Source organism: Kocuria sabuli, from assembly GCF_040981185.1.
Lineage (GTDB): Bacteria > Actinomycetota > Actinomycetes > Actinomycetales > Micrococcaceae > Kocuria > Kocuria sabuli.
This window is the reverse complement of sequence record NZ_JAVHZE010000014.1, coordinates 23,477-47,428: the sequence shown is the minus strand read 5'-3', so window position 1 is coordinate 47,428 and position 23,952 is coordinate 23,477. Positions and strand designations below refer to the sequence as shown.

General features: G+C 74.8%; 25 protein-coding genes. 10 read left to right on the top strand and 15 right to left on the bottom strand.

Translation table 11 applies throughout. The features are described 5' to 3' along the window. Positions 1-41 precede the first annotated feature (41 nt). Positions 42-923, top strand: a complete 882-nt coding sequence (locus RE027_RS13315; RefSeq protein ID WP_368808759.1) for a manganese catalase — start codon at positions 42-44, stop codon at positions 921-923. Positions 924-992: 69 nt separating this feature from the next. Here the strand turns inward: RE027_RS13315 and RE027_RS13310 are convergent, their stop codons facing one another. The 4 genes from RE027_RS13310 to RE027_RS13295 form a co-directional block, all read right to left on the bottom strand. Next, a complete protein-coding gene (locus tag RE027_RS13310) occupies positions 993-1,736 on the bottom strand; it encodes an MBL fold metallo-hydrolase (protein WP_368808758.1) in 744 nt (247 codons plus the stop codon). Positions 1,737-1,886: 150 nt separating this feature from the next. Continuing rightward, entirely contained in the window at positions 1,887-3,095 is a 1,209-nt protein-coding gene (locus RE027_RS13305; protein ID WP_368808757.1) for a glycosyltransferase family 2 protein, read from the bottom strand. A 167-nt stretch (positions 3,096-3,262) separates the two neighbouring features. Then, positions 3,263-3,961, bottom strand: a complete 699-nt coding sequence (locus tag RE027_RS13300) for a type 1 glutamine amidotransferase domain-containing protein (RefSeq protein ID WP_368808756.1) — start codon at positions 3,959-3,961, stop codon at positions 3,263-3,265. 56 nt (positions 3,962-4,017) lie between these two features. Then, complete coding sequence (locus tag RE027_RS13295; protein ID WP_368808755.1) at positions 4,018-4,890, bottom strand: aldo/keto reductase; 873 nt, start codon at positions 4,888-4,890, stop codon at positions 4,018-4,020. A 132-nt stretch (positions 4,891-5,022) separates the two neighbouring features. On the opposite strand from RE027_RS13295, the gene RE027_RS13290 reads away from it, so the two are divergent. Next, a complete protein-coding gene (locus tag RE027_RS13290) occupies positions 5,023-5,865 on the top strand; it encodes an SDR family NAD(P)-dependent oxidoreductase (protein WP_368808754.1) in 843 nt (280 codons plus the stop codon). A gap of 420 nt (positions 5,866-6,285) precedes the next feature. Here the strand turns inward: RE027_RS13290 and RE027_RS13285 are convergent, their stop codons facing one another. Next, positions 6,286-7,503: an MFS transporter gene (locus RE027_RS13285; RefSeq protein ID WP_368808753.1), complete on the bottom strand. Its 1,218-nt coding sequence runs from the start codon at positions 7,501-7,503 to the stop codon at positions 6,286-6,288. Positions 7,504-7,723: 220 nt separating this feature from the next. On the opposite strand from RE027_RS13285, the gene RE027_RS13280 reads away from it, so the two are divergent. The 3 genes from RE027_RS13280 to RE027_RS13270 all read left to right on the top strand — a co-directional run bounded on the left by RE027_RS13280 (position 7,724) and on the right by RE027_RS13270 (position 10,662). Next, positions 7,724-8,221, top strand: a complete 498-nt coding sequence (locus RE027_RS13280; RefSeq protein ID WP_368808752.1) for a hypothetical protein — start codon at positions 7,724-7,726, stop codon at positions 8,219-8,221. Positions 8,222-8,675: 454 nt separating this feature from the next. Continuing rightward, positions 8,676-9,458, top strand: coding sequence for a hypothetical protein (locus tag RE027_RS13275; protein ID WP_368808751.1), 783 nt, complete (start codon positions 8,676-8,678; stop codon positions 9,456-9,458). A 193-nt stretch (positions 9,459-9,651) separates the two neighbouring features. After that, positions 9,652-10,662: a glycoside hydrolase family 26 protein gene (locus tag RE027_RS13270; protein ID WP_368808750.1), complete on the top strand. Its 1,011-nt coding sequence runs from the start codon at positions 9,652-9,654 to the stop codon at positions 10,660-10,662. Between the two features lie 83 nt (positions 10,663-10,745). Here RE027_RS13270 and RE027_RS13265 read toward each other — a convergent pair whose 3' ends face one another. Continuing rightward, positions 10,746-12,689 (bottom strand): ABC transporter ATP-binding protein, encoded by a 1,944-nt coding sequence (locus RE027_RS13265; RefSeq protein ID WP_368808749.1) that lies wholly within the window; start codon positions 12,687-12,689, stop codon positions 10,746-10,748. Positions 12,690-12,762: 73 nt separating this feature from the next. Between RE027_RS13265 and RE027_RS13260 the strand changes: the two genes are divergently transcribed. From RE027_RS13260 to RE027_RS13250, 3 genes are all read left to right on the top strand, one after another. After that, entirely contained in the window at positions 12,763-13,266 is a 504-nt protein-coding gene (locus RE027_RS13260) for a MarR family winged helix-turn-helix transcriptional regulator (protein ID WP_368808748.1), read from the top strand. 69 nt (positions 13,267-13,335) lie between these two features. Further along, on the top strand, positions 13,336-13,536 hold the full coding sequence (locus RE027_RS13255; protein WP_368808747.1) for a hypothetical protein: 201 nt from the start codon (positions 13,336-13,338) through the stop codon (positions 13,534-13,536). Positions 13,537-13,608: 72 nt separating this feature from the next. Further along, on the top strand, positions 13,609-14,145 hold the full coding sequence (locus RE027_RS13250; RefSeq protein ID WP_368808746.1) for a hypothetical protein: 537 nt from the start codon (positions 13,609-13,611) through the stop codon (positions 14,143-14,145). Between the two features lie 57 nt (positions 14,146-14,202). Here the strand turns inward: RE027_RS13250 and RE027_RS13245 are convergent, their stop codons facing one another. After that, positions 14,203-14,496, bottom strand: coding sequence for a hypothetical protein (locus tag RE027_RS13245; RefSeq protein ID WP_368808745.1), 294 nt, complete (start codon positions 14,494-14,496; stop codon positions 14,203-14,205). A gap of 420 nt (positions 14,497-14,916) precedes the next feature. Between RE027_RS13245 and RE027_RS13240 the strand changes: the two genes are divergently transcribed. Further along, a complete protein-coding gene (locus tag RE027_RS13240; protein ID WP_368808744.1) occupies positions 14,917-15,204 on the top strand; it encodes a hypothetical protein in 288 nt (95 codons plus the stop codon). A 100-nt stretch (positions 15,205-15,304) separates the two neighbouring features. On the opposite strand, the gene RE027_RS13235 is transcribed toward RE027_RS13240, so the two are convergent. From RE027_RS13235 to RE027_RS13205, 7 genes are all read right to left on the bottom strand, one after another. Then, the gene (locus tag RE027_RS13235) at positions 15,305-15,523 is read right to left on the bottom strand and encodes a hypothetical protein (protein ID WP_368808743.1); all 219 of its coding nucleotides are present in this window, start codon (positions 15,521-15,523) and stop codon (positions 15,305-15,307) included. 188 nt (positions 15,524-15,711) lie between these two features. After that, complete coding sequence (locus tag RE027_RS13230; protein WP_368808742.1) at positions 15,712-16,974, bottom strand: ABC transporter permease; 1,263 nt, start codon at positions 16,972-16,974, stop codon at positions 15,712-15,714. 14 nt (positions 16,975-16,988) lie between these two features. Beyond that, positions 16,989-17,771: an ABC transporter ATP-binding protein gene (locus RE027_RS13225; RefSeq protein ID WP_368808741.1), complete on the bottom strand. Its 783-nt coding sequence runs from the start codon at positions 17,769-17,771 to the stop codon at positions 16,989-16,991. Between the two features lie 704 nt (positions 17,772-18,475). Next, positions 18,476-19,102 (bottom strand): AAA family ATPase, encoded by a 627-nt coding sequence (locus RE027_RS13220; RefSeq protein ID WP_368808740.1) that lies wholly within the window; start codon positions 19,100-19,102, stop codon positions 18,476-18,478. 303 nt (positions 19,103-19,405) lie between these two features. Next, positions 19,406-19,663, bottom strand: coding sequence for a hypothetical protein (locus RE027_RS13215; RefSeq protein ID WP_368808739.1), 258 nt, complete (start codon positions 19,661-19,663; stop codon positions 19,406-19,408). Between the two features lie 359 nt (positions 19,664-20,022). Beyond that, positions 20,023-20,370: a hypothetical protein gene (locus tag RE027_RS13210; RefSeq protein WP_368808738.1), complete on the bottom strand. Its 348-nt coding sequence runs from the start codon at positions 20,368-20,370 to the stop codon at positions 20,023-20,025. 300 nt (positions 20,371-20,670) lie between these two features. Beyond that, on the bottom strand, positions 20,671-20,928 hold the full coding sequence (locus tag RE027_RS13205; RefSeq protein WP_368808793.1) for a glycine betaine ABC transporter substrate-binding protein: 258 nt from the start codon (positions 20,926-20,928) through the stop codon (positions 20,671-20,673). Between the two features lie 614 nt (positions 20,929-21,542). Here RE027_RS13205 and RE027_RS13200 point away from each other — a divergent pair. After that, complete coding sequence (locus RE027_RS13200) at positions 21,543-22,892, top strand: dihydrolipoyl dehydrogenase family protein (RefSeq protein WP_368808737.1); 1,350 nt, start codon at positions 21,543-21,545, stop codon at positions 22,890-22,892. 50 nt (positions 22,893-22,942) lie between these two features. On the opposite strand, the gene epsC is transcribed toward RE027_RS13200, so the two are convergent. Next, positions 22,943-23,743 carry a serine O-acetyltransferase EpsC gene (epsC, locus tag RE027_RS13195; RefSeq protein ID WP_368808736.1) on the bottom strand — a complete coding sequence of 267 codons (801 nt, stop codon included), beginning with the start codon at positions 23,741-23,743 and terminating at the stop codon, positions 22,943-22,945. Positions 23,744-23,952 lie beyond the last annotated feature (209 nt).

Below are 23,952 nucleotides of genomic sequence, written 5' to 3'. Positions count from 1 at the left end.
TCCCGACCACGGGACCACTGCAGTCCACGACGGAGGTCAGCATGTTCTTCCACCAGCAGAAACTCCAGTACAACGCCACCCCGGAAGCCCCCGACGCGGTGTACGCGCGCAAGCTCCAGGAGGTGATCGGCGGCCAGTACGGCGAGATCACCGTGGCGATGCAGTACAGCTTCCAGGCCTGGAACGCCCACATCCCCGGCAAGTACCGTGACCTGCTCTTCGGCACGGCCGCCGAGGAGTTCGGCCACATCGAGATGCTCGCCACGATGGTCGCGCAGCTGCTCGAGAAGGCCCCGCTGGGCATCACGGAGGAGGCCGTGCAGGGGGACCCCGCGGTCGCGGCGGTCATCGGCGGCACCGACCTCCAGCACGCCATCGTGGCCGGCGCCGGCGCCCGCCCGGTGGACTCCATGGGCAACCCCTGGTCCGGCTCCTACGTCACCGCCAGCGGCAACCTGCTCGCGGACATGAGCTCCAACGTGAACGCGGAGATGCAGGGCCGGACCCAGGTGGCCCGGCTGTACCACATGACCGACGACAAGGGCATCCGGGACATGCTCTCCTTCCTGCTGGCCCGCGACACCATGCACCAGAACCAGTGGATGGCCGCGGTCAAGGAGCTGCAGGAGGACGGACTCGAGCAGATGCCGGTGCCCTCCAACTTCCCGCAGTCCAAGGAGGCCACGGAGTTCTCCTACGACTACTACAACTTCTCCGACGGCGCCGCCGCCGCCGAGGGCTCCTGGGCCTCCGGGCCGACCCCGGACGGCAACGGGACCTTCGGGTACCGGGCGGAGCCCATGGAGGGCGTGCCGATGCCGCCTCCCACGCACCCGGACGCCCGGTTCTACGGCACCACCGAGGTCCCCAACCGGGTGGAGAAGGCCGCCGGCGCGATCCAGGACAAGCTCAACCGGGAGTAGGCCCGGCGCCGACCGGCACGCGGGGGGCCCGGGACGGATCCGTCCGTCCCGGGCCCCCCGCGTGCCGGCTCAGTGGGCGCCCACCGCGCGGGCGTGCCGTGCGGCGGCCTCGGCGCCCTGGGTCCAGCGGTCCCCGTGGCCGGGCAGCACGGTCCCGGCCCCGGTGGCGGCCACGGCGTCGAGGGAGTCCAGTGCCACGGCCGTGTCCTTGGTCGCGGCCGCCGCGACGATCTGCGGGCCGCGCCGGCCGGTGTAGGGGTCGAGGGTCACGAGCGCGTCCCCGCTGAGCACGGCGCCGCGGTCGGGCAGGTCCAGGATGCAGTGCCCGTCCGTGTGGCCGGGGGTGTGCACCACGACCGGCCGGCCGGGGACCGGCAGCGCCGTTCCCGTCTCCAGGGGGCGCAGGTCCCGCACCCCCTTCACGGTCAGCGCCCCGGCGGCCGCCATCCGGCCCAGCAGCGGCAGCGACCGGGGGTGGCCGAAGGGATAGAGGAAGCGGTTGCGCTCCGGGCGGTACCGGTACGGGTGGGCGGCCAGGCGCGCGTCGTCCGGGTGCCCGAGCACCGGCAGGCCCCACTCCTCCTGGGCGCGGCGGGCGAAGCCGACGTGGTCGAAGTGCGCGTGCGTGAGCACGAGCGCCCGCACCTCGTCGGGACGCCGCCCCCGGTCCTCCAGGGCCGCCAGGAGCATGGGCCACATGCTGGGCAGCCCGGCGTCCACGAGGGTGACGCCGTCGTCGTCCTCGACGAGATAGCAGTTGACATGGGCGTGGGTGATGCGGTGGATGCCGTCGGCCACGTGCGCGGTGAACATGCGTCTCCTCACTCGATCAGTGTGCTGAGCATACCGCCCGGACGGGGACGCGCGGGAGAGCGGAGCCGGCAGCGCAGCCCGGCGCGGTGGCATGGGCCCGGCCAGGTCCCCGGCCGGCGGATCCCCCACCGGTCCGGCCGGGACGGTCCGTCACTGCCCCCGAGAGGACCTGCTGTGCTCGACCAGCGTCCCGGTGCCCTGCCCTCCGTGGAGATCGTCGCCGTCCCGTTCCACCGGTTCCGCCGGCAGAAGTGGGGGATGACGTGCGTTCCCGCGGACAGCGGCCGTCCCCTCCGCCGCACGTTCCCGGTCTTCCGCGACGCCGTGCCGGCCGCCCGGGCCCCGGCGCTCGCCGCCCGCGTCCCCGCCAGAGGCCGGGCGCCCCCGCAGCCGCCGGCGCAGGGCGGCCCGGGAGTGCCCCGCGGTGCGCAGCCGCGAGCCGGCGTAGGGCACGCCACCGCGCAGCCGGGCGCCCAGCGCCGCCCACACGCACACCGAGCGCTCGAGCACCCACGCCGGGGCCCACAGCACGGTCCCGGGCGGATAGACCCTCCGGCCCCCGGCGCGCCGCCGCCCCGCCTCGGCCACCGCGCAGACGAGCAGGCCCAGCCCGGCCAGACGGACGGGGCGGCGGGCGGCCCAGCCCAGCAGGGGCAGCAGCGAGAGCTCGACGGCCAGCCGCGCCGGCTGCGCGAAGTCGTCGTAGGCCTGCCGCACCCGCTGGCCGCCGAAGTGGGCCGCGCTGGGCGGGACCCGCCCCACGAGCACGTCCAGGGCCCGGACCTCGCGCCCGCCGGCGGCGGTGACGGTGCGGATGAGCTCGAGGTTCTCGAAGAGGACGTCGCCGTCGTAGCCGCCGGCGCCGACGAGGGCCGAGCGGCGCACGCCCAGCGTCCCGGGGTAGTCGCCGCCCAGGGCACGGTTGAGCAGGGTGCGGCCGGTGTCCCAGCGGGCGTGCCAGGGCAGGTCGAGGAAGTAGTTCTGCGGGCGGACCAGCTCCGCGTCCGCCAGCAGGCCGACCACCGCGGCCAGGGCCTCCCGCGTGTAGCGCACGTCGTCGTCGGCCAGGACGATCCGCTCCTGGGGCGTGCGGCGCACGCCGGTCATGACGCCGCCGACCTTGCCGTTGGCCCCGGGCCACGGCTCCGGGCGCAGGTGCCGCACGGCCTCGGGGAGGGCGCGCCGGTGGGCGGCGAAGAGCTCGTCCGCGGAGCCGTCCACGACGGTCACCGGAAGCCACCGGACGACCTCGGTGAGATAGCGGACGAGGTCGGGCAGGACCTCGTCGTCGGTCCACTTCAGCGGCAGGACGTAGTGGGCGTCGGCGAACGGATCGGCGGGAGCAGGCAGCGGGCCCATGTGCGCATCCTTCTCGGCACGAGGAGGTGTGGTCGGGCTCGCTGCTGAACCGCTTCGGATTCTGACGGGTCGGCCACTCGGCGGTCAAGGCCCCGGGCACGGGGATCCGCACGCGCCGGTGGGCGCGGCCCCGGCGGGCCGGGGGTCGCGCCCGCCGGCGTGGGGCCTCACTCCGCGAGCGCCTCCAGGACGACCTCGGCGACGGCGCGGCTGGACTGGGGGTTCTGCCCGGTCACGAGGTGGGCGTCGCGCACGACGTGGCTGGACCAGGCGGGCCCGGTCTCCACGACGGCCCCCTTCTCCCGCAGCACGGTCTCCAGGAACCAGGGCGTGTTCTCGCCGGTGCCCCCGCCCAGCTCCTCCTCGTTGGTGAAGGCGGTCATCCGCCGCCCGGCGAAGAGGAAGGTGCCGTCGTCCTGGGCGCTGAGCAGACCGGCGGGGCCGTGGCAGAACGGGGCGATGAGCCGGCCGGCCCGGTCGGCGGAGGAGAGGATCCGGCCCAGGGACGCATCGTGCACGAGGTCGGCCATCGGTCCGTGGCCGCCGGGCAGCACGAGGGCGTCGTAGTCGCCCGGGTCGACCTCGGACAGGACCAGGGGCGCGGAGAGCTCCGCGTCGATCCGCTCCAGGTAGGCGCGGAACCCGTCGGCCTCCTCCTGGCCCCCGGCCGTCCCGGGGGCCAGGCTGGCCTGGTCCACGGTGGGCCGGCGCCCGCCCGGGGTGGCGAGCTCGACGGTGTGCCCGGCCTCGCGCAGCACCTGGTGGGCGACGACGAGCTCCTCGGCCCAGAAGCCGGTGGGGTGCTCGGTGCCGTCGCGCATGGTGAGGGAGTCTGCGGCCGAGACGATCATCAGAACACGAGCCATGACGGGTTCCTCCTCGGGTGTGGTGTCGGTGCGGTGGGTCGCGGGGACAGGGCTGCTCAGCCGGCGGCGGTGAGCTCCTCGTAGGTCGCGTCGTCGAGCCGGAGGTCCGCGGCGCCCATGTTCTCCTCGAGGTGCTCGAGGGAGGCGGTGCCCGGGATCGGCATGAGCACCGGGGAGTGCCGCAGCAGCCAGGCGAGGGCCACCTGGGAGGTGGTGGCGCCGAGGCGCCGGGCGGCCTCGGCGACCGGGCCGCCGGGCCGGGCCAGCTCGCCCGCCGAGATCGGGGCCCAGGGGATGAAGCCGATGCCGTGCTCCGCGGCGTGGTCCAGGACGTCCTGGGAGGCGCGGTCGGTGAGGTTGAAGCGGTTCTGCACGGTGGAGACCGTGAAGTGCTCCCCCGCGGCCGCGAGCTGCTCGACCGTGACCTCGGACAGGCCCAGGGCCCTGACCTTCCCCTCGTCCTGGAGCTCGCGCAGGGTCCCGAACTGCTCCTCGGCGGGAACCCCCGGGTCGATCCGGTGCAGCTGGAGCAGGTCGAGGGCGTCGACCCGCAGCTTGCGCAGGCTCAGCTCGGTCTGCTGGCGCAGGTACTCGGGCCGGCCCAGCGGGATCCACTCGCCCGGGCCGGTGCGGGCGAAGCCGACCTTGGTGGCGATCCGCAGGCCGGCGGGGTAGGGGTGGAGGGCCTCGGCGATGAGCTGCTCGCTGACGTCGGGTCCGTAGGCGTCGGCGGTGTCGATGAAGTCGACGCCCAGCTCCACGGCCCGGCGGAGCACGCGCACGGCGTTGGGGCGGTCGGCGGGCTCGCCCCACACGCCCTCGCCCACGATGCGCATGGCGCCGAAGCCGAGGCGGTGGACGGTGCCGAGGTCCGGGAGGTCGATGGTGGCGGGCACGGTCGAGGTCGTGGTGCCGGTGTTTTCCGTCATGCGTGCCGCAACGGCTCCGCCCGGCCGCTTATTCCGCCCGGCCGCTTATTCCGCCCGGCCGCCGGTCCCTGCCCGCTAGCCCGGAGGGCACCGGTACCCTGGGGCCGACGCCGGATCTTCCGAGGAGGCCCCATGGAGCAGCAGAGCAGCGACCCGCGCACGATCGTGATCACCGGCGCCAGCGACGGCATCGGCGCCGCCGCCGCGCGCCGGCTCGCCGGCGTAGGGCACGAGGTGGTGGTCGTCGGCCGCTCGGCGGAGAAGGCCGAGGCGGTGGCCCGCCCCCTCGGGGCGCGGCACTTCAGCGCCGACTTCGCCCGGCTCGACGACGTGCGCCGGCTCGCCCAGGACCTGCGCCGGGCCGTCCCGCGCATCGACGTGCTGGTCAACAACGCGGGCGGGATCTTCGACCACCGCGAGCTCACCCCGGACGGGCACGAGAGAACGTGGCAGGTCAACCACCTGGCGCCCTTCCTGCTCACCCAGCTGCTCCTGGACCGGCTGACGGCCGACGGGGCCGCCGTGGTCAACACCTCGAGCGTGGCCGCCCGTCTCGGCCGGCTGCGCCCGGAGGACCTCGGCGACCCCCGGGGGTGGTCCCCCCACCGGGCCTACGGGGACAGCAAGCTCGCCAACATCCTCTTCGCCCGCGCCCTGGCCCGCCGGCACGGGCCGGCCGCCGCGGCGTTCCACCCCGGTGGCGTGGCGACCAACTTCGCCTCTGCCACCAGCACTCCCCTGCGCTTCCTGTACCGCACCCCCCTGGGCCGCCGGCTCATGATCAGTCCCGAGCGGGGCGCGGAGACCCTGGTGTGGCTGGCCGAGGGGACCCCCGGGCGGGACTGGCGCTCCGGGGGCTACTACGAGAAGAAGAGACCGGCCCGGACGAACCCCCGGGCCCACGACGACGCGCTCGCCGACGCCCTCTGGGAGCACAGCGCCGAGCGCGTGGGCCTCGGCCCGTCCGCCCGCTGAGCGCCTGGGGGTCGGGGATCGCGGCGGGGTTCCGGCACCGGTCGGGCCACCGGCGGCCGGGCCCGCGGACACCGGCCGGGTGGCCGTGGCGCCCGGCGCCGGCCGAGAACTGAACGAAAGGCCATTCGCAGCAGCGAACGCGTCGGCTAGATTGGGCCCCGGGCACCGCTCCCCCGCGGCCGCCCGGACTTCCCCCCGCCCCCCCTTCGGAAGGAACTTTCATGATCGAGCTCTCCGGCAAATTCGACGCGTTCTTCAACCCCAACTTCACCGCGATCCTGGGCATGTTCCTCGACTTCTTCCGCGCCGTGATCGGCGTGGGCTGAGCCCAGAGCCTCACCGCGCCCCTCGGCGCCGCCCGACCTCGTCCGGCGGCGCCGTTCGCGTGTCCGGGGCTCCCCCGCCGCACCCCGAGTGCGGTCACCGGGGACGGCGGGCGACGCTGCGCACCGCCAGCGTGGTGCACACGAGGTACGTGGCCGTGGCGGCCAGCACGACCAGCAACGACGCGGACCAGGTCCCGGTGCGCTCGTGCACGAAGCCGAGGACGGCCGGGGCCAGGGCGCCGAACCCGTAGCCGACGCCCTGCACCACCGCGGAGATGCGCCCGGCCGAGGGGCCGTCGTGGGCCAGGCGCATGATGGCGATGAAGATCACGGTGATGCCGCCGCCCTGGGCCACGCCGCCCAGGGCCGTCCAGGCCCACCACTGCTCCGGGGCCAGCAGGAGGCCCACGGGCAGGAACAGCCAGGTCGCGCCCACGGCGCCGGCCACCGTCGTCGTGCTGACCCGGCGAGCCGCCAGCGGCACGCCGAGCGCCCCCGCGATCGCGAAGACCTGGAAGAAGGAGGACGCCGCCCCGGCCTCGACGGTGGACATCGCCACGACGTCCACGAGCAGGGTCGGCAGCCAGGCCGTGACGCCGTAGAACGCGAAGGCCTGGCCCGAGAACCCGGCCGCGAGACCGGCGGCGGCCCACCGGCCGCCGGCCCGTCCGGCGGGTCTCGTCGCCGGCCGGGCCCGGGGTGCGGGCACGAGGGCGCGGCGCCGTCCGAGCGCCGGCAGCCACACCGCCAGACCCACGAGGACCGCCAGCACCGACGACGCGAGACCGATCCGCCAGCCGGCCGCCGCCGCGATCGGGGCCGTGAGCAGGGCCGCGAGGGTCGAGCCGATGTTGAGCGCGGCGGTGTAGATGCCGGTGGCCGCCGCCTGCCGGCGCACCGGGAAGTCCCTGCGGATGATGAGGGGCACGGCGATGTTGCCCACGGTGATGGCCACCCCGATCACCACGGTGCCCAGCATCGTCGCCGCCGTGTCCCCGGCCGAGCGCAGCACCGTGCCGGCCAGCACGCCCAGGAGGGTGAGGGTGATCGCGAACTCCACCCCGAAGCGGCGGATCGCCAGCGACGCCAGCGGAGAGGCGAGAGCGAAGCACAGCACCGGGATGCTCGTGAGCAGCCCGGCCTCGGCTGCCGAGAGCCCCAGGTCCTCCCGCAGCTCCCCGAGCACCGGTGCGAGGGCGACGATGGGGCTGCGCAGGGTCAGGGCCACCAGCCCGATGCAGACCATGAGCAGCCACGCCCGCGGCGCGGCCCCCCGGTGGCCTCGGTCGGCGGGCGGCTCGGCACGGTGCATGGTCAGGTCCTTCGGCGGGGGCGTACGGTGGAGGGCGGGCGCGGGTCGAACGCGAGGACGTGCCGGGCCCGGAGTCCATCATGGCCCACCCGGCCGGCCCCGGCGGACCGGCCCCGGTGCACCCGGGCCGCTCCGCACGGTCGGTGACGACAGCTGCTGAGGCCCGTCGACCACCGGGGCGAGCGCCGTGTCCCCGTCCCGAGCCCGAGGAGCGAACGCCGTGACCGACCACCACCACGACACCGTCCGCGGCGCGACCGGCGTCGGCACCCGCGCCGTGGTGATCCGCGGTGGAACGGGGCTGCGCACCGAGCGGCACACCGTCGTCGACGAGTCCGAGCGCACCGTCACGGTCGACGACGGCACCCGCTTCGCCAAGGCCACCGGCCTGGTGTGCGGCCCCGCGACCCTCGACACCGCGGAGCCCGACGCGCTCCCCGCGCGCGTGGTCACGGAGGGGCACCCGGAGTTCGAGCAGCTGTGGGCCGACGCGGTGCTGAGCGCCTTCACCGACACCGACCACGCCGCCTACGTCGAGGGCCTGATCGCCGCGAACCGGCTCGCCCGGCGCGGGGACGTGCACGCCCACTACGACGTCGCCGCCGTCATCGACGAGCTGGCCGCCATCCACCCCGATCTCGAGGCGGTCCCGGAGGACCTGTTCTGGGCGGTCGTCGACAAGCACGCCCGGGACGAGGACCGGGACCTCACGCCCTGACCGGGCGCCCGCCGTCCTGGGAGTCCAGGACGCCGCCCGCGGCACGGGCACCGCACCGTGGGAGCGGAGCCGTGTGCCGCGGGCGCACCGGACGGCGGGCCGTCGCCCGGTCCCCGCGCCCTCCCCACCCGTCCTGACGGGCGGCCACGGCCCGCAGCACGGGCGGAGCGCGCCCCGGAGGCCGGCCCGCACGGGACCGCGCTCCTCCCGTACCCGTCATCCGTCCGTTCACTCTTGTGAATGCGCTGGTCAGGTTCTATTTTGTGTCCACAGCAGTCCGCCGGCCCGACCGGGGCCGCGACGACCCCGTGCTCCGTCCCGCACGGCCGGCCGACCCGCAGCACGACAGCCCCGCTCCGCCGCCGTTCTCCGACGGCCCGGCGAGCGGGGTCCCGCCGGCTGGCGGCTCCGGGGAGCACCCCGGGGCCGACGCTCGAACGAGGAGAAGCACGACATGCCTGTTCTGACACGATGGGTGGCCGCCGGTTCCGCCGCCGTCCTCGCGGGAGGTCTCCTGCTGGGAGGCCCCGCGGCCGTCGCCGCCCCCGAGGACGCCGCGTGCGCGGCCGCATCGGCCCAGCTGGACGCCGCGCTGGCCGCGACCGGGGCCAGTCCCGCCGCGCTGACCCAGATGGAGGAGACGATCACCGCCATGGCGGTGTCCCAGAGCACCTACGACGCGCTCACCGAGGCCGCCGGGGGCTCGGTGCTGGCCGAGCTGAACGCCGTCGAGGCCCAGCGCGAGGCCGCGGTCCGGGCCGGTGACGCGGAGGCCGCGCAGGCGGCCGGCGCGCGGATCGACGAGCTCCTGCCCCTCCTGTACCCGCTCCTGGACACCCCGGAGATCAACATGGTCCGGGCGTCCCTCCAGGCGGGGCAGCTCGCCTTCGCGACCCTGATCAAGGCCCTGTCCCTCGGCGAGGCCACCGCCGAGAACCTGATCGCCCTGGCCCTGGCCCAGGCCCGGCACGGCGCCTGCGGCACCGACTCCCTGCCCGGGAGCCCTGGGACCCCGCCGTCCGTCCCGGCGGAGCCCGCCGTGCCGGAGGCACCGGTCGTGCCCGCTGCACCCGCCGCGCCGGCGGATCCCGCCCCCGTGGCCGTGAACCCCGGCCTGAACCTGCAGACGGCCGCCGCGGAGCCGGGGCCGCCCGCCGGCCTGGCCGCGGGCCTGCTGGCCGCCGGGACCGCACTGCCCGTCCGGGCCCTGCGCCGGCACCGGCGGCTCCGGGCCTGATCTCGGCCTCCTCCCCGGCGCCCAGCACCGGACGCCGGGGAGGAGGCCCGCGGGCACACCGCGCCTGCGGACCGGGGAGCACCGCACGCTTCATGTGCTTTTGTGAAGCACTCGCGCCCGACAACGTATATGCTTTTGCAAATTCCGTTGTCGGTGCTCCTCCTGGACGTGCCGCGAGCCCAGGAGCACCCCCATGCCCCGTCTGCCCATGATCCCTGCCCTCGTCGTGGCCACGGCCCTGTCGCTGTCGACGATCCCCGCGGCCGAGGCCGCCCCGAAGGTCGTGACCAAGAAGTCCGCCACGACGACCACCGGCACCACCGCCACGGACCCGCAGGTGCGCACCTGCCCGCTGCGCTTCGGCGTCGGCACCCCCGGAGGACCCGGGGCCTCCCAGGAGCTCGCCGAGGTCGCGTCGCTGACCGGCGAGAAGCCCTCGATCATCCTGTCCTACAAGGACTTCAAGCAGCCCGTCCCGTACTGGGAGCTCGAGCAGGCCCGCTCGGCCGGGGCCACCACGCTGCTGACCTGGGAGCCGTGGGCCTGGGGCGGCGGGACCGACCAGCCGGCCTACGCCCTGGACCGGATCGCCGCGGGCGACCACGACGCCCACATCACCGACTGGGCGACGCGGCTGGCCGACTGGGGCGGTCCGGTGATGCTCCGGTTCGGCCACGAGATGAACGGCAACTGGTACCCGTGGGCCGAGGGCGTCAACGGCAACGGGGCCGGGGACTACGTCGCGGCCTACCGCCACGTCCACGACATCTTCACCGCCGCCGGCGCCGACAACGTGCAGTGGGTCTGGAACCCGAACGTGCCCTACTGGGGCTCCACCCCCCTGGACGGGCTCTACCCCGGGGCCGACTACGTCGACGTCGCCGGCCTGGACGGCTACAACTGGGGCACGTCCCAGTCCTGGTCGACCTGGCAGCAGCCGTGGGAGCTCTTCGGCTGGGGCCTGGACGAGATGCGCCGCCTGGCGCCGGGCAAGGAGATCGTCGTCGCAGAGACCGCCTCCGCGGAGGCCGGCGGCTCCAAGGCCGAGTGGAACGCGCACCTCGTGTACTACCTGGCCACCCAGCCGGACGTGACCGGGCTCGTGTGGTTCCACCACGACAAGGAGACCGACTGGCGGATCAACTCCTCGGCCTCCTCGGCCTCCGCCCTGGCGAACGAGCTCGCCAAGCGCCCGTGCCCGTGACCGGCTGAGGGTTGCTTGACAGACACCGCGCCGGTGCGGCGGCCACCGTCCGCACGCACCCCGTGGGGCGGCGCGCGCCACGGCTACGGAGCCACCGGCGCGGCCCCGATCTCGCCACCGCGCCCGGCCCGCGCCGCGAGCCGGGCGTAGGGGCCCCCGGCGGCCCGCAGCCGCGCGGGCGTGCCGCGCTCGACGATCCGGCCGGCCTCGAGCACGACCACCTGGTCCGCGTTCTCCACGGTGGAGAGCCGGTGCGCGATGGTCAGGGTCGTCCGGCCGGCCGAGAGCCGGTCCAGGGCGTGCTGGACCTGCGCCTCGGTCGTGTTGTCCAGCGCGCTGGTGGCCTCGTCCAGGACGAGCACGGGCGGATTGCGCAGGAGGGTGCGCGCGATCGCCAGGCGCTGCTGCTCCCCGCCGGAGAAGCGGTGGCCGCGGGCACCGACCAGGGTGTCCAGCCCCTCCGGCAGCCCGGCGACCGTGTCGGCGACGCGCGCCGCGCCGAGCGCCTCCCACAGGGTGGCGTCGGAGGCGTCCGGGGCGGCGAGCAGGAGGTTCTCACGCACCGAGGCGTGGACGAGGTAGGTCTCCTGGGAGACGACCCCCACGATCCGCGCGAGGTCCACCGGCGCGACGTCGCGCACGTCGGTGCCGTCGATGCTCACCCGCCCGTGCGTGACGTCGTTGAGCCGCGGCAGCAGGGACCCCAGGGTGCTCTTGCCGGAGCCGGTGGGCCCGACGACGGCGGTGGTGGTGCCCGCGGCCAGCGTCAGGTCGATGCCGTGCAGGACGTCGGCGCCGTCGTCGTACGCGAAGCGCACCCCCTCGAGGCGGACCTCGCCGCGCACGGCCCCGGGGTCGAGCGGCACGGGGTCGCCCGGGGGCCTGATCTGCGGCTCCAGGTCGAGGTACTCGAAGATCCGGCTGAAGAAGGCCAGCGCGGTCACCCACTGCACGCCGATGTTGAGCAGGCCCATCACCGGGCGGAAGACGGCGCCCTGCAGTGCGGTGAAGGCCACCAGGGTGCCGATGCTCATCCCGCCGCCGGTGGCCGGGAACCCGGCGGCGAGGTAGACGACGGCGGGGATCGCCGCGAAGACGATCTGCATGGTGGCCATCCGCCAGCGACCGGCCAGCTGGCTGCGCAGCTCCAGGTGCTGGAGCCGGTCGGAACGGGCCGTGAAGCGGGCGGCGTCCCGGGCGGTGGTGCCCAGGGTCTTGGCCAGCCGGGCCCCGGAGACGGAGAGGCCCTCCTCGACCTGCGTGTGGAGCAGGGCGAGCTCGCGCTGGCGCTCGTCGGTGACGTCCCGCCGGATCAGGGCCACGCGCCGGGAGAGCCAGACGGCCGGCGGCAGGACCACCAGGGAGATCAGGCTCATCGCCGGGGACAGCGCGACCATCGCCACGGCCGTCGCCACGGCCGTCGTGAGGTTCGACGCCACACCGGTGGCGGAGCTGGTGACCACCGACTGCATGCCGGCGATGTCGTGCGTGAGCCGCGACTGGACCTCCCCGCCCCGGGTGCGGGTGAAGAACCCGAGCGACTGCGCCTGCAGGTGCGTGAACAGGTCCACGCGCAGCGCGTGCATCACCTGCTGGCCCATGGCGGTGGCCAGCCAGGTCTGGGCCACGCCGATCACGGCGGTCAGCGCGGCTACCCCCACCATCGAGGCGGTCAGCAGCAGGAGCAGGCCGGTGTCGCCGCTCGGCAGGGCGTCGTCGATGACGCCGCGGACCAGGAACGGCTGGGCCAGGTTGATCACCGACGCCGCGGTGATGAGCACGACGACGACGGCGATCCTGCCCCGGTGCGGGGCGAACAGTGCCGCGATGCGCCGCCGGCTCACGGGCCGGCGGGCCAGTTGCGTCCGGTCCGCGGGGTCCAGGCGCGCGGGCCGGCCACCGCCGCCTCCCCCGCCGACGGGCACCGCCCCGGGCGCGGCGACCGCACCGCCGGCGGAGCCGCCTCCGGATCCGCCGCCGTGCTGTCCGGAGGTGCGCACGCGCCCGGCGCTGGGTGTCGTGGTCATGGGATCCTCCTCGGGAACTATTGAGGAGGTTACCTCACTATGAGGCTTCCCACAAGACCGCTAGGATGGTGCCATGCCCCACAGCGACCCCGATCCGGCCTCCCTCGGCGAGCTCCTGCACGGCACCTTCCGCCGGCTGCGCCGCCGGTGGGCCCTCCAGCTGGCGCCGTTCGGCCTGACCCCGCACCAGTTCCGGGCGCTCAACGCGCTCGCCGGGCACGCGGGACCGGGCCCGCACCGGCCCGGGGGAACCGGTGGGTGCGCACGGGACCGCGGAGCAGCGGGCCTGCGGGTCAAGGAGCTGGCGGAGGTCCTGCGCATCGCCCCGCGCTCGGCCACCGAGGTCGTGGACCTGCTGCAGGAGAAGGGGCTCGTGGAGCGGGTCGCGGATCCCACCGACCGGCGCGCCACACTGGTGTCGGTGACCCCCCGCGGCACTGCGCTGCGCGGGCGGATCCAGGAGGACCAGCGGCGCGAGTCCGACGAGTACTTCTCCCGGCTCGCCCCGGAGGACCGGGTGGAGCTCGAGCGCCTGCTGCGGCTGCTCGCCGCGGACGGACCCGGCGCGACGCCGTAGAAGACGCCGTGGAAGCGGCGGCGGACGCATAGGATCGGAAGCACCACCGTCGAGGAGAGGAGCGTCAAGATGACCGCCCAGCAGCCCGAGGACCGCGGCGAGGCCTTCGCCGAACTCCAGCAGGAGGACCTGAGCATCCGTGACGACGACACGCTGACCGACGTCACCACCGTCGACAACCAGCGCCTGGACGCCGACCCGGCCGAGGACGGGCCCGTTCCGACCGAGGACGTGCAGGCGGAGACCGGATCCCCGTCCGACGACCACTGACCCCGAAGCCAGCGCCCGCCGGAGCGATGCCGCCGAGGTGAGCGCCGACGAGCTCAGCCACAGGAGGCGCCCGTGTCCCAGTCACCGTCGGCCCGAGACCGCGGCGAACCCGAGGGGCGGGACCTGGACCACGAGATCAGGGCCCTGATCACCGGCTACCAGGAGCTCCACAAGGACGACGAGCGCGTACGACGCATCGGGCGCAGGACCTACACCGGCCGGCCCGTCGTCGACGGCAGGACGGACGACCCGATCCTCGAGGTCCGGGACGAGGACATCGCTCCGGCGCTGAGGAGCCAGGACCTGCACCGGGTCGCCGCCGGGATGCTGCGCACCGAGGCCGACATGGCCGCCTACGCCGCCCGCTTCGCCCAGCGGAGCACCGCGCAGGACCCGGCGGGCAAGGACCTCGAACGGCAGGCCCACGCGGTGGACGCCTCGGGCACGCGCTGGCTCCTGATGGTCGGCCAGAACCGCGACCACGGGCTGGTCGCGTGCCGCTTCGTCCGCGAGAAGGGCATCCCGCACGCCCGGGTGGTGTCCTTCACCGCCGAGCGGCTGATGCTGCCGATCCTCGTCGTGGAGCTGGACCCGGGACCCCTCCCGTAGCCTCCGGCTGCCCGGCGCCGAGACCTGCACCCCGACGACGACGGTCGTCCGGCCCGCCTAGCGCCGGCGCGTGCCTCCCGCGGACGGCCGGGGCGGAGTGTCCCGCACCGACCGGGCGCCGAGCTGCCGGGCCCGGCGCCGTCCCGCGACCTGCCGGGACCACGTGCGGGACTGCTCCTCGAAGTGCCACACGAACCCGAGGACCAGCGCCACCACACCGGCGGCCATGAGCCCGACCAGTGGCGGCTGCGGCATGCCGCCTGCCGCGATCGACAGGCCCAGCCCCGTGGCGGCCACCGCGGTCGCCAGGCTGCCGACGCCGGTCGTGACGGTGATCAGCATGTGTGCCATCGGACTGCCTCCTGCGGTGTGCTGTTCGTTCCTGTCTATTTCATACACCAGAGTAACTTGATGCGTCAACATACAAGGCCGTACCTCCCGCCCTCCTGCCGCGTCCTTCCGCGGCCCGTCGGCACACCGGCCGGCTCGGCCGCACCGGGCCGGACAGCGAAGGGCCGGACACCGAAGGGCCACCTGCCGGTCACCGCCCGGTCACCTGCACCGGCGAGCATGGGCGGGGTGTCGAGGATCTCGAGGACACGGCCGGGGGTGCTGTCGCCGACGCGGGGCCGGATCGGATGCGGGACCGGTTGCTCGGCCGCTCCGGGACCGCAGGGGGTGCTGCGCCTCCGCCGACCGGGGGCGGCCGCCGCCAGGTGCCGGGGGGTCCGTCCGGAGTGGCGAGCGGCGACGGGGAGGAGCAGAACGGTGATGAACCGAGCAACGAGGACGGGGCTGCGGCTGTTCGTCCTGACCGTCCCCGCCGGAGTGGCCCTGCTGGCCGTGGCCACCGGCACACCGGCGGTCATGCTGCTGGTGGCGGTGCCCGGTGCGGTCGTGCTCTACGTGCTCCACCTCGATCGCCGCCGCGCCGCCGATCCGGTCGCGGGCGCGGCGGGTTCGGGCAGGCTCCGAGACGGAACGGCCGCACCCCCGTGCCCTCGCAGCGACCCCGAGGACCACCGCGCCGGAGACCGCCGGGAGGGCCGCAGCGCCTGAGCCCGGGCCGCTCCGCCGTGGACGCGCAGCACCTCGCCGGGACCCGCGCCGGAGGGCAGGTTTCGATCAGCGCAGGCCCTCGCCCAGAGCACGCCCTCGCTCAGAGCACGCCCTCGAGGAGCAGGAGCACCACACTGGTGGCGATCAGTGCCGCCGGCAGCACGAACGGCGTGGATCGCGCCCGGGCGGGCTGCCCCGTCCGGGCGGCCCTCGTGCCGGACCAGCGCGTACGCCGCCGGATGCTGAAGAGCAACGGCCATCCGGTCGCTGCCAGCAGCAGCACGGTGCTGAGCAGCGTCAGCTGCGAGTCAAGGGTCACGGACACCCATCATAGGGTCCTCGCCGACGCCTCCGGCTCCCGTGCTGCCGGCGCTCCGGCCGGACCGCACCGGTCGGCCACCGGAGGCTCCCCCGACACCCCGAGGGCGGCGGGAGGACGGCACCGGGGTCGAGGAGGGGGCTCCCCGGCGGCCCACAGCCATCGCGACGCCGTCGGCGACCGGGCCGCTACTCGTGACGCAGGGCGGTGATGGGGTCCTTCCGCGCCGCCCGCGCGGCGGGGATCGTGCCGGCCAGGAACGCGATGGCCATCACCGCCACCACGATCAGGGCCACGGTCGGGGCCCGGAAGGTGAACAGCGACAGCCCCGGCAGACCCGACAGGAGGCCCTCGGCGAGCACCCGGCTCAGCCACGTCCCCCCGACGACACCGGTCGTCGCACCGATGAGCGCGCCGAGGAGGCCGATGAAGACGGCCTCGAGGGAGAACAGGCCGAAGACCTTCGGCCCGCTCATGCCCAGCGCCTTCATCAGCCCGATCTGGCGGGTGCGCTCCTGCACGGACATCAGGAGCGTGTTGATGATGCCCAGGCTCGCCGCGAGCAGGGCGATGACCGCGCAGGCGTTGAGGATCCACACGACGGCGTCGATGACGGCGCGGAACATGCCGAGCTGGTCCTCCACCGTGGAGCCGATCATCCCCGCCTCCTCCAGCCGGGCCTGGACCGCGGGGGCCTGGGCGGGGTCGTCCATGACGGCGCGGGCCATGATGTAGCTGGCCGGGACCGGCTGGGCTGCTCCGCTGACCTGGTAGGCGTAGAGGCGTTCGTTGAACGAGGTGGACGGGATCGGGTTCATCGCCACCCCGGCGAGGCTGGCCTGGGTCACTCCCGAGACGGTGGCCTCGTACGCCCTGGTCTCCTCCGCCAGGTTCGTCATGACCACCTCGACGGTGCCGCCGACGGCCTCGTCGGCGGAGGCGAACCCGAGGTCGGCCACCCAGCTGTCCGGGACGGCGATCTCGTCGGCGCCCTCCGCCGCGGTGCGCCCGGCGACCATCTGCAGTCCCTCGCCGTCGACCGGGATGCCCAGGGTGAGCTGGAACCGCTCACCCTCCGCGCTGACGAGGTGACTGGGGGCGACGTCGTAGACCGGTTCCACCGAGGCCACCCCGTCGACGCCCTCGATCGTGCTGATGTCCTCGCTGCTGAGCCCCTCGAAGGAGACCCCGAAGCCCGTGGCGATCTGGGTGGAGTCCGGGTCGTAGGTGCGCGGTCCGGTGCCGGCCGACATCTCCAGCAGCGGCTGGGACTTCTGCACGTACAGGGAGTTCGCGGCCCCGAAGGCGGCCACGGTGTCGTCGATGTACCGGTTGACCCCGATGCCCATCCCCGAGGTCAGGGTCAGGGCGAAGGCTCCGATGAACACCGCGAGCACCGTCAGGATCGTGCGCAGCCGGCCCCGCCAGGTGCTGGTGACCGCCGAGGACACCAGGTCCGCCGGCCTCACCGGGTGCCCCCGCCCACGCCGAGGACGTCCGCCGGGCTGCCCAGCACAGCGCCCGCACCGTCCGGCACGGCGAGCTCGAGCCGGTGCGGTGGGACGCCGGGGGCCGGCACGACGCGCCCGTCGCGCAGGTGGACCTGGCGGTCGCAGCGGGCGGCCAGCTCCGGGTCGTGGGTGACCACCACCAGGGTGATGCCCCGCTCGCACTGGAGCCCGAAGAGCAGCTCCTGGACCACCGCCCCGGTGGAGGAGTCGAGGTTGCCGGTGGGCTCGTCGGCGAAGATCACCGCCGGGTCGTTGACCAGTGCCCGGGCGATCGCCACCCGCTGCTTCTGCCCCCCGGACAGGTCCGTGGCCCGGCTGGAGGCCTTCTCCGCCAGCTCCAGGCGCTCCAGCACGTCCATCGCCCGGGTCCGGCGCTGGGCCGGCCGCACCCCGGCGATCTTCAGCGGCAGCACCACGTTCTCCAGCACCGTCTCGTGGGCGGTGAGGAAGAACTGCTGGAACACGAAGCCGAAGGAGCCGTTGCGCACCCGGTTCAGCTCCCGGGCCGTCATCGCCGCGGTGGGCGCCCCGTGCAGGGCCACGGAGCCACCGGTGGGGGCGTCCAGCAGGGCCAGCAGGTGCATCAGCGTGGACTTGCCCGATCCGGACCGGCCCACGATCGCCACCGACTCCCCCGCCCCGATCCGCAGGTCGACCCCGCGCAGCGCGGCGAAGCCGTTCTCCCCCCGGCCGTAGACCTTCTCCAGGTCCCGGGCCTCGAGCACCACTGAGCTCATGAACTGCCTCTCCCCCATCCCGGGCGGACGTGGCCGCCCGGCCGGCTGTGGCCGGCGACCGGCAGGAGCGCCCGAGCACTTCCCCGCCCCCTCCATCATGTGCACACGCACCGGGCTCGGGCGACCACCGGGCGTCCCCACTACGGGGGCGTCCGACGGTCGCGCGTCCGCCCCCGCCGGACACGTCACGGGCAGGGACGGGCCCGGCGCTCCGTCCGCGCACCGGGACCGGGACCGGGACCGCACCCGTGTCCGCCGACCGGCTGCGGTCAGCCGCCCGGGACCGAGCACACCGAACATAGGGCCTCTGACCTGCAAAAACGCCGTCCGGACGCGGATCCGGCGCTCCGGCGGGCGCACGGTGGCACCGCCTGGGCCGCCTTCGTTCCGCTGCTCCCGAGGGCCCGTGGCCGAGCGGGCCCGCCATCGGGCCCCCGCGCCCGGCAGTGGGGCCCGGAGATCGCGGCGAACGGGTTCGCGCCTTCGAGCCGGGCACCGCCCGCTCCCGGCGACGAGCCCCTGTTTCCCACCCGTCACGGGGACCCGGCCGCCGGATCCCCGGAGTGTCCCATCCGCGCGGGACAGGGTGCCGGCAGGTCGGATACAGCGCGGCTCCCCGGTGCCCGCGCGGAGGCCTTCCCACCGACTCCGTGCGCCGCCCCGGCCCCGCGAGCGCCGACGGCCACCGCAGTCCTGCCGGTGGGTCAGGACCCGGCGGCGTCCGTGAGCCGGGCGAGGACCGCCTCGGTCGTCCCGGTGGCGTCCACCACGCTCCAGCCCCACGTCCGGGCGAGGTCCAGGTAGGCGGACCGGGCGGCCCGCAGATGCTCCATCGTCTCGTCGTCCTCCCCGCGGTCGAGGATCCGCTCCCGCGCGGTCCCGGCCGGGACGTCGAGGACGACCACGGTGTCCTGTCGCAGCCACCGGACCGCCAGCCACGGCAGGACACGGCCCGGGGGCAGGCCCCGGACCCGCCGGAGCACCAGCTGGCACACCAGGTGGCGGTCGACGACCACCAGACCGGTCCGGTGCCCGGCCCGGGCCCGGGACACCAGGACGTTGGCGGTGCGCACCACGGTCTCGATCCGGTCCAGCAGGCGCACCGGGACCTCGACCCCGACGCGCGCCGAGGCGCGGGCCAGCCAGCGGCGCCCGGACCGGTTGCGCAGCACGAGTGCCGGCCGGCCCGCGTCCCGCTCCGCCGCTACGAGCGCTGCGGCCGCGGTCGTCTTCCCGGACCCGTCGATGCCCAGCACCACGACGGTCCGGGGCCGGGCGGCACGAGGAATCCCGCGCCGGTGCTTCCACCCCTCCGGCTCGGCAGGACTCATCCGGACTCCCATCCATCGGCTGTTCCCGGAACTGGCGGGCGGGGAACCAGCACCCTCCCCACCGACGCGGCCGCCCGGAGCGCTGACCGGCGGGTGACGCGACGCGCTCCCGGGCCGACACCCCGCGGCGCGGCACGGCGTCGTTGCGGCACGGCGTCGCTGCGACCACCGGCACCGAGGCGACGACATCGCCCGGGAGCAGGCTCGGCGCAGGTCTGCCGCCGGCTCTCCATTCTGCCGCTTCCCGGCGAGCACGCTCAGCGCCGTCGCCGTCGCGCACGGGACCTCCCGTGCTCCGCCGGCTCAGGAGGCCGCCCTGGCCGCCGCTCCCTCCCGCGCGTCGAGCTGGGCACTGAGCTCCCGGTACCGGTCCAGGGTCACCGGGTGGGGCCCGTCGGGACCGGTGAGGTACTCGTGATCGAGCTGGTGACAGATCCTGCTGTGCAGCACCTGCAGCTCGACCAGGGCCAGCCCCGCCAGGTCGGCGGGGAACTCGTGGTCCGGGCCGAGGGAGGTCGTGCCCCTCCGGGCCTCGACGAACGGGGATGGCTCGTGGTCCATGGCAGCGCCCTTCATCCTGGGGAACGTGGTCGGACCGAGTGGTCGCCCCGCCCCCGACGGTAGGCACCCGGTGTTCCGGCCGACAACGGATTCCGTGACGCTTCATGCACATTTCCCTAACCGACGAGTAGGTCCGCGCCCCGCGCGCTGCGGATCCCGGCGGTCGGTGCAGCAGCGGGCCCCGCACGCCCGGTTCCACCACGCGATGACGGTCGCCGTGGGCGCGCTGCTGACCGCCCTCGGCTACGGACCCGGACGCCGGGCGGACCGGGGCCCTGCGCCCCGGGCACAGCGCACCCGGGGTGGCACGGCCCGGACCAGGTCGGGACGCCGGACGCGGGAGTCCCGGATCCGCCCGGTCAGCGTCGCCTGCCGGGCTTGTGCCACACCTGCGGGGCCGCCAGTCCGAGGGCGGGCCCCAGGTACTCCACCTCGGCCGCCGCCAGGAGCGCCCCGGGGCTGTGCCCGTCGGCCTCGCAGCGCACCAGCACGACCATGCCCAGCTCGGAGGGCTCGTAGGGGGCGCACAGCACGGTCTCCCCCGAGCGGAGGTCCAGACCCGGCCGGTCGGCGCGCATCCGGCAGCGGGACAGCCGGGACACGTCCACCGCCGGTGTGGCATCGACGACGAAGCCGACGCCGATGCCGGGCGAGAGCCGGACGGGTTCGGTGCCCGACGGTGCGGGCGCCGGATCGGCAACAGTCATGGGACGGACCTCCAGGTCATCGGGCGCACCGGGAGCTGCGGAAGCCCCGGGCGAGGTGCTCGACGACGCTGTCCCCTCCAGACTAGAGACCCGGGTCACAGACCGGAAGGATGCTGTCCGAGCTTTCACCCGCTGTTCACCTGGTCTCCGGGGTGCCGGCGGGACCGGCGGTGGACCGGGCGTCCCCGACAGCGGGCGGTCCGTTTCCTGGACCGAGGCAGGGCGCAGGCCCTGTCGTCGACAGGAGGTGCTCTCCCGTCGGCGACAGGGCCTGGGTTCCCGACCGGGCCGGCGCCTGGCTCAGCAACCGTTGGCGGAGCGCCACTCCTCCGCGGCGTCGGCCGCATTGACCGGCTCCTCGCCGCTGACCCGGCGGTCGAACTCGGCGAGATCCTCCGTGCTGATCTCGCCGGAATGCTCGTTGCGGGCGTCCACCGCCGCCTGCGGCAGCCGCCCCTCCGTGGTAAGGGGGACCACCTGCTGGGCGATGAAGTCGTTCCCGGGATCCTCGAGGACCGCCAGGCCGTTGTCGGCGATCGACGGAGTGGTGCTGAAGATGTCGGCGACGTCCGCGTCCCCGTCGAGCAGGGCCGGGAGGGTCAGGGGGCTCGCCGTCGTTGATCGGCTCGAAGGAGGCCGGCACGCAGCCGTAGTCCTCCTCGAGACCCGCCAGGCCGTAGGCGCGCTCGGCGAACTCGGGGGTCACCGCGATCACCAGCCGGTCGCAGACCTCCGCCATGTCGGCGATGCTCGTGAGCCCGCACTGCTCGGCGGTCTCCAGGGTGTCCTTGTTCTGCGCCTCGGCGGGCTCCAGCACGACGAGTCCCTGGAAGGTGGACGGTCGGTGGTTCGCCCGGGACAGGTCGTCCCCGGGGCGTCGGACCTGATGGCGATGCCGGCCGTGGGGATCCTCCCGTCGCCGCCGGGCCAGTCCATGGGGAGGGTGGGCGTCCTTCCCCCGCGCGGAGGGTGCAGACTGGGCCCGGGAGACCCGAGCGCACGGTCATGCCCGGGGCGTCTCCCTCCCGGTTCCGGGAGGTCTCGCGTCCGGGGCAGGGATGTGCCACGCCGGTCCGGCGGTCATCGCCTTCGGCGCGGCGGCGTTCGCCGGCACCGACACCAGCACTGTCGGGCACGACGTCCGAGCAGTCCGAGCAGGAAGAGGTACAGACATGACGGAGCACTTCGACGTGGCGGTGCTGGGCATGGGACCCGGCGGCGAGGTCGTGGCCGACCCGCTGATCGCCGCGGGCAAGAGGGTCGCGGTGATCGAGCGGGAGCTGATCGGCGGGGAGTGCGCCTACTGGGCGTGCATCCCCTCCAAGACGGTGCTGCGCCCCGCCGAGGCCCGCACCGAGGTCCACCGGGCGGCCGGGGTGTCCGGCGCCGAGGTGGACTGGGCCGCCGCCCGTGAGCACCGCGACGTCATGATCCGCCACCTGGACGACTCGGCCCAGGCCGACGGCTACACCGACCAGGGCGCCACCGTGATCCGGGGCGAGGCCCGCCTCACCGGCCCCGGCCGGATCCGGATCGGGGACCGGGAGCTCACGGCCGAGCACGTCGTCGTCGCCACGGGCTCCGAGGCCGTCGTCCCCCCGGTCGAGGGGCTCGAGGAGATCACCGCGTGGACCAACCGGGAGACCTACACCGCACGGGACCTGCCGGAGCGGGCCGTGGTCGTCGGCGGCAGCGCGGTCGGGATCGAGACGGCCACGTTCCTGGCCGGGTTCGGCGTGCAGGTCGTCCTCGTCCACCGCGGGGAACGCCTGCTGGACCGGGAGGACCCCCGTGTGGGGGAACTCGTCCACCACTACCTGTCCGAGGGCGGTGTCCAGGTCCGGCTCAACGCCTCGGCGGCCACGGCGCACCGGGACGGCGCGGACAGCGTGGTGACCCTCGAGGACGGGACCGAGCTGGCCGCCGACGTGGTGGTCCTCGGGACCGGCCGAAGACCCCGCACCGAGGGCCTGGGCCTGGAGGAGGCCGGGGCACGGCTGGGCGAGCACGGCGAGGTCCTCGTCGACGAGCACTGCCGTGCCGGGGAGAACCTGTGGGCCGTCGGCGACGTCACCGGTGTCCTGCCGTTCACCCACGTGGCCAAGTACCAGGGGCGGATCGCCGCCGCCGCCATCCTCGGCCGGCCCCGCCCCGCGACCTACGAGGGCATCCCGCGGGTGGTGTTCGCCGACCCCGAGGTCGCCGCCGCCGGTCTGACCCCCGAGCAGGCGCAGCAGCGCGGCATCCGGACCGCCGCGACGGAGCTCGACCTCGCCCAGGCCCTCGCCCGGCCGTGGACCTTCGAGGACGACCCTCGCGGCCACCTGGGCCTGCTGGCCGACACCGACCGGGGAGTGCTGATCGGGGCGTGGGCGGTCGGGCCGATGGCCGGGGAGTGGATCCACCAGGCGTCGCTGGCCATCCGGACGCGGCTGCCGCTCGAGGTGCTGCGGGACCAGGTCGCCCAGTTCCCCACCTACCACGAGGCCTACCAGGCGGCGCTCGACGGCCTGGACGCCTGACGACGCCGGCCCGAGCTCCCGGAGCGGGGTGCCCGCCGGCAGGCCCTCCGTCAGATCACGTAGTCGAAGGTCTGATCCATCGACTCGGCCGGCGGTCCGGCGCTCCGGGATCGGACGACGCGGGCGGGGATCCCCACCGCGGTGCTGCCGGCCGGGACGGGGCCCAGCACGACGCTGCCCGCGCCCACCCTGGCGCCCTCCCCCACGACCACGTTGCCGAGTACCTTCGCGCCGGCCGCCAGGAGCACCCCGGACCCGATCTTGGGGTGGCGGTCCCCGGACTGCTTGCCCGTGCCTCCCAGCGTGACGTCCTGCAGGATGGACACGTCGTCGCCGACCACCGTGGTCTCACCGATGACCACACCGGTCGCGTGGTCGATGAAGACTCCGGAGCCGATGAGCGCGCCCGGATGGATGTCCATCGAGAAGACCTCGGAGACCCTGCTCTGCAGGTACATCGCCGCGAGCCGGCGCCCCTCGCACCACAGGAGGTGCGCCACCCGGTGCACCTGCAGTCCCAGGAAGCCCTTGGCGAACAGATAGGGCACCAGGACGCTGGGATACGCCGGGTTGCGCGCCACGCTGGCGAGCAGGTCGGCGGCGGCGCTCGCCGCGATCGTCGGGTCCGCGGCGAGCGCACCCGTGAACAGCTCCGCGAGCCGCTCACGGGAGACGTGCTCGTCCGCGACCTTGTGGGCCATGAGCTCGGCCAGGCTCTCCTCGAACGAATGGCACTCCCCGACGACGACTCGCAACAGGTCCACGAGACTCGGTTCCGGGTCGTGGGAGATGCTGTCCTCCAGCATCTCCCAGACGACCGAGACACCGAGCCGTTCCTGCGTGTGCTGCACCGATCCTCGCTTTCCGGGCCCCGGACGTCCCCGGGCCCACCGCTCTCCTGTGCCCCGGGCAGGACGGGAACGAGCAGCCGGCCGGACCACGGTGCACCGCTCCGGTGACGCGGCCTCCATCGGCATCCGGCCGTCTCCTCGCCCTGGACGGACCGCCACAGCGATGCGGCGGCGGTGTCCTCCGAGGTTCCGTTCCAACCTAGACCCTG